The 12346-nt window shown below is 39.3% G+C and carries 6 protein-coding genes; all 6 read right to left on the bottom strand.

The genetic code is table 11. From position 1 onward, the window contains the following. Positions 1–9 precede the first annotated feature (9 nt). On the bottom strand, positions 10–2592 hold the full coding sequence (locus ACFJGY_RS11095) for a TIM-barrel domain-containing protein (RefSeq protein ID WP_379963866.1): 2583 nt from the start codon (positions 2590–2592) through the stop codon (positions 10–12). 24 nt (positions 2593–2616) lie between these two features. Beyond that, positions 2617–4626 carry an NPCBM/NEW2 domain-containing protein gene (locus tag ACFJGY_RS11100; protein ID WP_379963868.1) on the bottom strand — a complete coding sequence of 670 codons (2010 nt, stop codon included), beginning with the start codon at positions 4624–4626 and terminating at the stop codon, positions 2617–2619. Positions 4627–4657: 31 nt separating this feature from the next. Further along, on the bottom strand, positions 4658–6049 hold the full coding sequence (locus ACFJGY_RS11105; RefSeq protein WP_379963870.1) for a glycoside hydrolase family 43 protein: 1392 nt from the start codon (positions 6047–6049) through the stop codon (positions 4658–4660). Positions 6050–6066: 17 nt separating this feature from the next. Further along, positions 6067–7185, bottom strand: coding sequence for a glycoside hydrolase family 43 protein (locus ACFJGY_RS11110; RefSeq protein ID WP_379963872.1), 1119 nt, complete (start codon positions 7183–7185; stop codon positions 6067–6069). An 81-nt stretch (positions 7186–7266) separates the two neighbouring features. Continuing rightward, positions 7267–9828 carry a glycosyl hydrolase 115 family protein gene (locus tag ACFJGY_RS11115; RefSeq protein WP_379963874.1) on the bottom strand — a complete coding sequence of 854 codons (2562 nt, stop codon included), beginning with the start codon at positions 9826–9828 and terminating at the stop codon, positions 7267–7269. Between the two features lie 38 nt (positions 9829–9866). Further along, on the bottom strand, positions 9867–12332 hold the full coding sequence (locus ACFJGY_RS11120; protein ID WP_379963876.1) for a TIM-barrel domain-containing protein: 2466 nt from the start codon (positions 12330–12332) through the stop codon (positions 9867–9869). Positions 12333–12346: the final 14 nt, after the last annotated feature.

The following is a 12346-nucleotide window of genomic DNA, read 5'->3' on the forward strand; positions in this document are numbered from 1 at the left end:
TTATTTTGATTAAAATTCTGACTTTACAGAACGACCATCATAAAGAATCGTCCTGTTTATTGTTTTACCATTCAATCCTATTACACTGATATTGAAAGTTCTTTTTTCTGTAATTCCTTTAAAAAATCCCTTACGTAAACCAATCTTCAAGGTTTTATTTTTTTCATTCCAGGTAAATGGAATTATGCTGTAATTTCCTTTTTCATAATTGTAGTTATCGCCCTCATCTTCGTAAAGTTCAAAAAAACCGTTTTTGCCTGAATAAACTTTAATTGTCATTATTTCATTTGATTTTTCAGAAGAATATTGCATTATCGGTCCGAAAGGAATAATAGATCCTGATTTAATGAACAAAGGGATTTTATTTCCAGAAGCATCATCATTTATACTTTGTCCGCCATCATAGCTTTTATCCGTCCAGAAGTCGTACCACGAAGTTGCTTTGGGAAGATATACCTTCCACTCTTTCGCTTCTGGCATTGTCACAGGAGAAACCAATATAGATTTTCCAAACATATACTGATAAGCCTGTTTTAGAGCCTCCGAATCATCTTTGAAATCCATCACCATCGGACGCATTATCGTAGAATTATTGTGAGATATTTCCCACGACTGACTGTAGATATAAGGCAACAACTGATATCGTAGATTGATTAATTCACGCATTTCTCCTTCTACCTTATCGCCATATTTCCAGGGTTCAGTTTCAGACTGATAGCCGTGCGTCCTGAAAATCGGACAAAATACACCCCATTGAAACCAGCGCATCAAAATGTCGTGGTATTTTGGGTCTGTATACTGAGAAGAGCCTGGACGGAAAAAGCCACCGATATCGGTTGTCCAATACGGCATTCCGGTCAAAGAATAATTGAGTCCGGCAACAATCTGCCTTTTGTAGGTATCCCAATCCCAGCCGATGTCTCCCGACCAATTGATAGTCCCGTAACGTTGCTGACCTGGGAATGCAGACCGCGTTAATATCACTACTCTTTTATCAGGATTTGTTTTCCTTTGTCCGTCATAAACCGCTTGGCTTACGAACAAAGGATAGGTCAATCTGTAAAATTCACCAGCTCCAAAATACGTTTTTTTGCCCGCCAATGCATCATTTTCCGGTTCAGTGGCATCCATCCACCAGGAATCAACACCATATTTAAAAAGGTTATCATTTAAAGCATTCCAATGAACATTTTGGGTTTTCGGATTATAAATATCAATCCAAGGACTGTCCGGAATGTAAAGACCTTGATAATCTTTTGCTACAACTGATTTTTTATCTAAATTTTCCCAAACGGATACGGAGAATTTTGAATTTAACTGATGTAATTCTTTAATGAACTGTTCCGGATCAGGATAATTCTGTTCATCAAATTTTGGAACGCCCCATCCATATTTCCCCCAATACTGCCAATCCTGAACAATCACATCCATCGGCAATTTTCTTTTTCTAAATTCTTTCACGGTCTCAACAAGATGCGAAGACGAAGTATATCGTTCCCGGCATTGCCAATATCCAAAGGCCCATTTCGGAAGCATCGGAACTTTACCCGAAAGTTCTCTGTAAGCTTCTATCACTTCATCCGTATCATTGCCTGCAAAAAAAACATAATCCAAAGCTTTGCTGTTTGGCGAACGGAAAGTCGTGACATTATTTGCTTCGCTCCATTTCAAAGTTGGCGTGTTGGTGGCTTTACAAACAACTTGTATTTGATGTTCCCCAGCTTTCAAAAGAATTTTTGTGCTTACAGCAGGAGGCAACCACAGATTGGACTGGTCAATGACTGGTTTTCCGTCAATTATCAATAAATGCCGGTTATCCATATCGCCTAAATCGAGCATAAACGTATATTCTGAATCTTTGTCTAAAGATAATTTACCTTTGTATGAAGCCTGCTGTTGGGAAACCTTCACAGTTCCGCTGGTCGTGGTCACTTCTTTTTCTTCTCCTTTGGAAGATGAATCTTTAGAAAGCACGATATTATTGTCCACCGGATTGAACCACGATAAGCCGTACTGATGCCACAAAATACCGTATCCTTTTGAAGAATAAAGAAAAGGCAACGCAATCTGGCTATTGACCTGAATCAGTTTTCTGCTGATATTTTTCAAATTATAGTGCCCGTCCTGAAACTGTCCTAACCCAAAAAGATATTCATCAGGTGTTGTTTCAAAGCCTTGTTCTGCGATGTAGCAAGGTTCGGAAGAAATAGTATTGTCCGTTAATTTGCGGCTGTTTATTGCTTCAGACAGCAAAACTTTTCTTTTTTTATCAAGAAAAGTGAGCCTTGAATTTTTTTTATCGAGCAAAACGGTAACGTTTCCTGATTTAAGCTTTAAAAAATCTTTATTCTCCGAACATTTAAATTTTGGTATTTCCTGCCTGTTGACTAAAACAAACTCACGCTCTTCTGGCTGCAAATTTTTTATCCATTGGACTCTGACCGCATTTTTATGAACCGGATTTATTCTCAAAACACCTTCTGACAGCCGCACAACCACTCCATCTTGATTGATGGTATGACTGATATAAGTTTGTCCATTCCCCATTAAAGGAAACAGAATAAAAAGGTAGATTAAGGTTTTCCAGGTCATATTAAAATACTTTAGAATATTGTATTATTTAATTCCGTTAAACTTATAATAAGCCACTCCGTGTGCCGAGATATCCAATGACAGAGATTCACTCGTCGTATTTAATTTTTTCAAATCTTTTTGTCTCCAGAGATCACGAATAGTTTGTTTTCCGGCTATTCCAAGTTTAGAAAAATCTTTATAGGACATCTTCACTTTTTCTCTCCCGAAATTTGTAAAAGCAACTGCTCTGCTTCCGTCTTCCAATTCTTTTACATAGATGCGCAGATCTCCAATGGTTTGAAGACAAGTCCCTTGTTTTCCCAATGCATCCTGATTCACGGCAATTACCTCATCATTCGTTAAAAGATTTAAGGTAAAATCGTCCAGTTTTTCCAAATCACAACCAATCAGCAAAGGCGCAGAAAATATGCTCCAAAGGCTGATGTGGAGATATTGCTCGTCAGGTTTCAGGCGGCTTTTGTGCGGATTTCCCCAACCTACTTCACCTACGACAAGCATATCTGCATCATTCCAATTGCCTGGTTTTGCAAACGGAGCGGCTTTGTCCTGCGCCAACGCAATGCTTTTGACGCTTGCCCAGGTATCAGTAATATCATTGGTGGTTCTCCAAGACTGTGCATCAACTTTATCGCCCCATTTCCAGACATCTCCCATACCGTACTGACAAAGATTATAAACAATGTCCCGTGGCTGCTCGCGTAGCAAGTCTCCCATTACTTTGAAAGGTTTTGTTCCTTTCTCCGGGTCGCCTCCGTCCTGAAATGCAAGAGAAGGAACTTTGAAAGGATCATTTTCCGGCAGACCGTCTATCACGCCACCATAACTGCACCAGTCGTATTTCAAATAATCGATGCCCCATTGTGTGTAGCTTTCGGCATCTTGTTTTTCGTAGCCGTAACTTCCGGCACAGCCGCCACAAGTCCACGGACCGGGCGATGAATAAATCCCCATCTTCAATCCGTTTTGATGTACATAATCGGCAAGACCTTTCATATCCGGAAATTTGGAATTGGGAATGATAAATCCTTTTTCATCACGCATTTTGGGATGGTCTTTAGAATCGCGGTTGTACTGCCACGAATCATCGATATTGATGTAGCTCCAGCCGTGGTCTGCCAGACCGCTTTTTACCAAGGCATCGGCGGCACGTTTCACCTTATCGGCAGAGACTTCGAGCCCAAAACAATTCCAACTGTTCCAGCCCATCGTTGGTGTAAGGGCAATCCTGTCTCCGCAATTAATTTTTAATTTTTTTGAAGTTTTTCCTTTTGCATTTTGAGCCATTAAGTCCACTTCATAAGTTCCTCTTTTATCCAATTTCCCTGTGATAATTCCCGTTTTTGAATCTAATTTTAATCCTTTCGGGAGGTCTTTTACAGAAAATGTCATTGGTCTTTCTCCTGTTGCAGGAATCCTGAACAAAAACGGAGAGCCGGGACGAATGCCGAAAACTGTTGCTGAATTGATTCGTGGTGTTGCACGAGATTTTGGCGTTAAAATATATTCTTCTGATGAAATTGGATTGAATGTTTTTAAGATATTCACTCCTGTCGTTTCAAATTTTGCATTGACCCAATCGGCGTGGTCGTAGTAAGGACCATTTCCGCCGTCGGTCACAACCAACTCAAGTTGATTAATACCTTCTAATGAAACCGATACAGGCTTTGCTTTATCACCAAGATGCATAATTCCGCTTGACCAAAGTTTTTTATTATCGCCATAAATTTCAAACTCAACTGCCGGAGTCTGGTCTTTAATCTCATCATCAAGTCCTACCAACGCTGTAAAATTCTTTGCTTTACCATCCAATTTAATTAACAAAGAACTTTCGGCGTGTGTTCCGAAACCTCTTTTGAAAATTTCTCCCGCAATCGTCAAAGGTTTTCCGTCAACAGACGTATTGATGCCCGGTTTGCCGTGACCTTGCGTGGAAACACTGAAATCGAGCTCATCGAGCCAAACTATATTCTGGGCATTCAGACAACATCCGGTTATGACAAAACTTAGAATAAAGAGTTTAAATCTGTACATTTTTAAATTTAAATGAAATGTTTAATTACTTTTAATTTAAACTAAATTTCCACCAGTCAAAGTAGAAAAGGTCTTTACTTCCTTTGGATACAAAATATAAATCGTGGACGCCTTTAATATTTTTTACAGGAGATTTAATAGTTTTAAAAACGTCGCCTTCCGCCTTTCCGGTTACCTGAACGGTTCCTAATAGTGGTCCGTCCACCGCATCGGTATGGATTTCGATAGTTCCGCCATTTATTGAAGCTACTGATACTTCTAGAAATTTTGTTCCTTTAGAAAAATCAACGCCCTGAACTTTGAGATAATCGCCATTGTTAATCGATGAAACCACCATTCGGTCAGTAATTTTTTTGCCTGTGTCGTAAGGATTATTTCTTTCCCACTCGGTCATTTTTTCTGTTTTCAAGCCTTCACTACACGCAATCGTTTCAGCTTCTACTTTTTCATATGGATTCAGCGTTGCTATTCTTTTCACGCCTTCCGGATTCCAAAACGGTAGTTTTTGAATGGTTCCATCTGCATTATAAATCAGTTCACTCACACAAATGGAGCGGCGCTCATAATGTTTACTTATTGTTTGTTTTCCCAAATTGTAATTGAAACCGAAAACGTAAGATTTTCCTTTATAATCAATGATTCCGGGATGATTTCCATTGGAGCGTTTGTCACTGTCCATAATCATTCCTTTGTATTCCCAAGGACCGGTTGCCGACTTGCCCATCGCATAGCCAATCCCTTCCGGACAGCACGTTGAGGCATACGCCATATAATAATTGCCGTTCCTTTTCCACGCCCAAGGTCCTTCCTGATAATGAAACGGATCTGGCGAACCTTTGACTTTGGCAATCGAAGGATCTTTTATTACTGGTCCATCCACAGAAATCATATCTTTATTAAGCTTTACATACCAAAGATTGGGATTTCCCCAATATAAATAAGCCTGTCCGTCATCATCAATGAGAACAGTCGGATCGATATCGTCGCCTGAATTTTTAACCAACGGTTTTCCAATTGGGTCTTTGAATGGACCATACGGACTGTCTGCCACCAAAACACCGATTCCTCTTTGTCCCGGCATCGGGCAATACATATAAAACTTACCGTTTCTTTCTATGACTTGTGGAGCCCACGCTCCGTTTTCCGGGTCGGTCCACTTGAAATCTTTTAAGGAAGCCACAACACCGTGGTCTGTCCAGTTGACCATATCAGTCGAAGTGTACAAAAGCCAGTCTTTCATTTTGAATCCGAACGCATCATCTTCGTCGTGACTGGTGTACAGAAAAACGGTATCCTTGTAAACCATTGGCGCAGGATCAGCTGTAAATTTGGTCTGAATGATCGGATTTTGGGCAGACAGCGATAATCCTGTAAGCATCAACCCAATATTTAAAGTATATTTTAAAACTGTTTTCTTAATCATAATCAGTTTTTTTGAATTTAATATTTAATGATTTGTTCTGTCCAGGTTGGTCCATCGATGTAAAACATTCCGTCTTTGTAATGTACTGGCTCGATTCCCATTTGCGGACCTAACTCCCAAGGCTGGAAAGTCTGACTGTACGGATAAGGTCTTTTTTCGTACATAAAATAATGGCAGGAATTCCAGAGATTTCCGTCTGGCCCGATGAACAAAGCGTTGTGTCCTGTTTCCTGATAAGGATCTTCGGTATCCTTAAAGAAAAGATTCTCGTAGCCGTTTTCTTTTGCCATTTCGGTTCGGTAACCTTTTTTTCGAGTTCCAAAAATAGGTTCAGGCGAAGCCAATTCCCAAGGTCCTAAAGGTGATTTTGATTTTAATAAACCCACTTCGTAACCTCTTGTCCAAGTCGAGAAAAACATAAAGTAGGTTCCTTCTTTTTTGATGACAAAAGGTCCTTCGATTCCGCCAACCATCCATTCCGGCCAGCCTGGTTGTTTTTTGTCGAGAAATTTTTGAATAGGTGTGGTTAGTTTTCCTGTTTTTAAATCAATTTTAGCTTGAAAAAGTCCGTTACCACTACAATACAGATAAACCTGACCGTCTTCATCTTCAAATAAGGTAGAATCATTATTGTATTGTGGTGTCAAAGGTCCATTCACCAATTTGTAAGGTCCTGTTACTTTATCCGCTGAAAATAACCAAACGCTGTGTGTTGCCATTCCTTTTGGGTCTTCTTTGGTCACTTTTCCGCTGTTTACGGTTAACCAATATTTACCCTGAATAAAATGAATTTCGGGAGCCCAGAATCTTCCGTTATAAGGTGTGTCTTTTGGAAGTTTTTTGGCATCAATAATGAAAGAATGTTGTTTCCAATTGATCATATCCTTAGAAACCAACATTCGGACGCCGGGATTTGGACCTGTCCAAACCGGATTGGAAGTTCCCACGCAATACCACAAATCATCAACTTTAATAATGAAATGGTCGCGCATCGAAATGGCAGAATCTCTGGTTATGGGATTGGTGTAGCGAAATTCTTTCTGTAAAGAAGTTTTGCTTTTTTCAACCTGAGCAAAAATAGTATTCAAAGTAAATATGAATAATGAAAACGCCAGAATATTTTTAAAAATCTTCATCAATTTTAATTTTATCTTTTAAATTTAATAGGATTGCATCCCATTCTTTGTTAAACCGTCCCTTTGGGACTTTGTGGAATTTTAATTTTTATACGGACTTTCATCCATTTTTAAATACGTTTCTTCGTAGCCGCCGTTGTCCACAACTACTTTATACAAGACAATTCCCGGGTCTAAAGGTTCGATTGTCAGCCTATAATTTCCATTTTGATTAGCCAGAAGCGTGAATGTTTCTACTTTTTCCACCAATCTTGCTGCAGCTGCGGGATACATTTTGGTATAATTATTTGCCCAAGTCAAATCCTGATTGATGCAAATCACTTTTGTTTCGTTTTTATCGAAATAAGCTTTGATGCTGTGACCACCTTTTTTGAACGGGAGCGTAGAATCAAAGAAGAAATGAACTTTTACAGTCGACGAATTATTCTTTAATTTGAATTGATAATTGATTGAAGCTCCGTCTGTTTTCTCAGTGTAAGGCATCAAGGCGATTCCCGATAGTGTTCTTCCCAAGTCTGGAATAATGGTCCATTTTGCGTTTTTGGAATTTTTAGTTTCAAAGAAATGTTCTGCTTCTATCGCAACCACGCCATTTTTTTCTTCAAAAATATAACCGCCGGTTTTAGATTCTTCGGGTGTGATTCTGTAAACGGTTGGTTTAATGTTTCCTTCTTTCGGCTCGTCCCAGGATTTGTAACCAATGTGGGTTTGGTCCATCATATGATTCCATTTTCCTCCGGATATATTCAGGTTATAATCTTTGGTATATTCGGCATCTCTGGCAAAACATTCATCGGCGTAATCTGCCCAATAATTGGCTTTCAGGTCTTTTTCATCTGCCAATTTGTGATTCATTGCGACGGCGTAATACATATCGTAGAGATTTGCCATCGCCCGAACGGGATGCAAAAAAATCTGTTTGTAGGTGTCTTTGTAAGCATCATCCAAATTGATGAATTGTCTTAAAGCTCTTGCTTCCAACGCTAAATAAGAATCTCTTACCTGCAAAAACTCTCCACTATGAAGATTGTAGGTTTTGTGATTCATCATTTCCGCAGAAACTCTTGAATTATATTTGCAATAAAGATTGATAATTTCCGCAATTTCTTTCGCATTGGTCTTTCCAAATTGGTCATCTGCAAACTTTTCTGTGTAATTTCCAAGATTATCCTGAGTAAAAGAAGTCGGATTCCACGCCATATTCAGGAAGAAATCCATTGGATATTCGTTGGGTTTCAAGTCGCCAACGTTGAGAATCCAGATTTTATCGACACCATAACTATACGTCAACTGCAACTGTTCCCACATATGGGGAATCTGCGTCATATTCAGCCATTGATAAGCTCTTGGTGCACCGTGCAAGTCGACGTGGTAATACATTCCGTAACCGCCGGGATGTTTTTTCGCATTGAGATAAGGCAATCTGCGGACATTTCCCCAATTGTCGTCACACAACAAAATCGTCATATCGTCCGGAACTTTCATTCCCTGGTCGTAATAATCCAAAACTTCGCTGTACAAAGCCCAAAGCTGAGGTGTTTCTTTTGCAGGTTTTTTGGTTACTTTTTCAATAATTTTTCGCTGATCCTGCATAATTTTCTCAAGCAATTTAAAATTGGCTTCTGCACTTCCCAAATCGCTCATCGGTTCGTCGCCGTCGCCACGCATTCCCATCGTTACGAGATTGTCGTAATTTTTATTTCGGCTAAATCCGTCTTCCCAGAACTTCAGAAGCGCATCTTTATTGGTGTGGTAATTCCATTCGCCGTTTCCGTATTCTTTGCTGTGATTTCCCCATTCTTTTTGAGCACGCATCATCGGTTCGTGGTGCGAAGTTCCCATCACGATTCCGTATTCATCAGCAACTTTCGGGTTGAGCGGGTCGTCTTCGTTGAAGGCTTTTCCCCACATTGCAGGCCAGAGATAATTGGCTCTGAGACGAAGCAAAAGCTCAAACATATTCGCATACATCTTGCTGTTGATGCCTCCGAATTTGGTTCTTGCCCACGTTCCGAAAGCCGGTTCATCATCATTAATGAAAATTCCACGGTATTTTACTTTAGGCTCGCCGGAAGCAAAATATCCTGACACGACATACGCTGAAGAACGTTTTTTTACAGGAACATCATTCCAGTAATACCACGGAGAAACGCCTAATTGTTTTGATAATTCATAAATTCCGTAGATGGTTCCTCGTCTGTCACTTCCTGCGATGATGAGTTGCTTTTTGGATTTAGATTTTGAATTTTCTATGGTTGTGATTACGAAACTTTCCCATTTTCCTTTTAAATCTTTGGCATTGATTTTTTTAGAGGAAATAAGCTTGTCAATTAATTTATTGGTGCCTAAAGTTCCGATGATGATTTCAAATTCGCCGGAAGTTTCTGTTGTGGAAAGATTGGGCAATTTTCCGGTAACTTTCTGAATATCCGACTGTAAATCTTTCGCAGCACGAATGACTGCAACATTTTCGGATTTATCGTAAAATAAGTTTGTAGCATTTCCATCCGCTGAAACAACAGGAAAACCGCTATCATTTGAAATGATATTTTCATTAATTCCTGATGTTTGCTGGGCAGAAAAAATTCCGCTTCCAAAGAAACAAAGCAGTAGAATTATTTTGATATTTTGATGGGTTACCATATTGATTAAATTTTATTAAAGGCTCTAAAGCTTCATCATTATTTAAAAATTACTTTAACATTTTTCCCTGAATAAGCAACCTCTTTCTGCTGACCATCAGGAAGAATTATGGTGTAGTTTCTGTTCTCAATCATTCCAATATATTTTCCTTTTCGGGTATCGATGGTGAGTGTTCGGGATTTGTCATTCCAATGCATTGGTATTTCGGTATAGTCGCCTTTTTCGTAGTTGTAATTGTCGAATTCATCTTCATATAAAACAAAATCTGCATCTGAACCTGGGTAAATTTTTATAGTAAGATTATCCCATTTTTTTTCTGTTGCATACTGAACATCGGGACCGAAAGGAATAATGCTTCCACCTTTTACATACAATGGAATGCTTTGAATATTGACTGTTTTCTCGATTTCCTGTCCGCCTTTATATTTTGTATTGGTCCAGTAGTCGTACCATTCAGAACCAGACGGAAGATAGACTTTGACCGATTTATTTTGCGTGAAATCTATATTGGAAACTGAACCCTCTTTTTTGCTCTCATCCTTTTTGTTCCAACCTTCATTTTCATCGGTTTTAACTATTTTTTCAGGCGTGTATTGGGCATTCAGTACAGGTGCGACAAGAAAAGATTTCCCGAACATATATTCGTTATTGATGTCCCAGACTTTTTTATCCGAAGAAAAATCCATTGCGAGCGGTCGCATAAAGCTTGACTGATTTTTGGAAACATCCCACGAAACAGAATAGATGTAAGGCAACATACTGTAACGCAATCTGATGAATTTTTCCACGGCATCGTACACCACATCTCCTTTTTTTCCGAACTGGTAAATTTCTCTCGGAACATCGGTTCCGTGGGATCGCATCATCGGTGTGAAGGTTCCGTATTGCAGCCAACGAACATACAATTCCTGAAACATAGGATTTTTTGAACCTGAACTTTCATTCCAGCCTTTTTTATACGTTCCGGCAAAGAATCCGCCGATGTCTGAATTGAAATTAGGATTTCCGGTCAAGGTGAAATTAAGACCTGCCGGAACCTGATTGCGTAATGATTCCCAGGAAGAATTGACATCGCCCGACCAAGTATTTGCGCCATATCTTTGCTGACCTGCAAATGCAGACCTTGTTAAAATAAAAACTCTTTTATCACTCGTTGTAGCCCGCTGATGGTCATAAACGCCACCGACAGCCATTAATGGATACGCATTTCTCACTTTTCGGAATGAACCGAGGTATGTTTTGGTATCTAAATCTTCCGGTTTTTGGCTCAGATAGTCGGGTTCTGTAGAATCCATCCACCAGGTATCGACGCCTAGACTGAAAACGCCTTTGTTCAGATATTTCCAGTAAATATTTCTGGCTTCAGGATTGTAAGCATCGTAAACACGCACTCCGGAAGGATAATTCATATCGGGAGGCCAGACTTCCCGGCCAGATTCCGGCCAGGTTTTGAAATTGAAAAGCATTCCTTTTTTGTCCAATTCACGATATTGATTCGTCATCGGTCCGAATGACGACCAGATGGAAACAGACAAATGGGCATTCATCCCGTGGATGTCGTTAATCATTTTTGTGGCATCAGGAAAATCGGGGCTGATAAAATCCATCGCATTCCACTGATAATTGTTTCCCCAATACTGCCAATCCTGAATGATTCCGTCCAGAGGAACCTTCAAATCACGGTATTTTTTAACCACATCTACGATTTCATTCTGACTTTTATACCGTTCTTTACTTTGCCAGAAACCGTAAGTCCATAACGGGAACATCGGAACATTTCCGGTAAGGTTGCGCATTGCGGAAACTACACCGTCAGCATTTCCTCCGTACATAAAATAATAATCAACACCTTCTCCCACTTCGGAGGCGAAAGATGTTTTCTGAGTAGTATCGGTAAACTGAGTCGGAGAATAATTGTCCCAAAAAATACCATAACCTTTTACAGACTGGAAGAAAGGCACAAAATCCCAAGTATTGTTCTGAACCATTCTAATGTCCTGATTACGTTGGGATAATTTTCCGTTTTGAAGAATTCCCAAGCCGTAAATTGGCTCTTCTTTTTCCAACTGAAACGATTGGGTTACAGAGTAAGTTGGATTTCCGGCATCATCAAAAGGTTTGAAATTACTTCCGTTTTCCTTCAGAAGTTCTTTTCCGGATGATGTTGTGTAGGCTATTTCTCCGTTTTTTGTATTAATGAAAAGTTGTAGATCATTTGTTTTTACTGATAAAATATCATTATTTTCTGTAACAGAGAATTTTGTTTTTTGTTCTTGTTTAATGACTGACAAGCTGTTTTTTACAAATGATTTCCCTTCAGGATATTTGATTATTCTTATCGTATGCGGTCCGTAAAATTTCACTTCCACATTCATATCAGCTGTAGAAAAGTTAAAGCCTGAATCTGTCTTTTTATACGACTGTGCATTGGCGTTCTGCTCTATTCCTGACAGTACCACAATGGTAATAATTAAAGCTTTTATGCTTATTTTTTTGAAATTCATATTTTGTGATTATG

It is taken from the genome of Epilithonimonas sp. UC225_85, from assembly GCF_042695135.1.
In the GTDB taxonomy this organism is placed as follows: domain Bacteria; phylum Bacteroidota; class Bacteroidia; order Flavobacteriales; family Weeksellaceae; genus Epilithonimonas.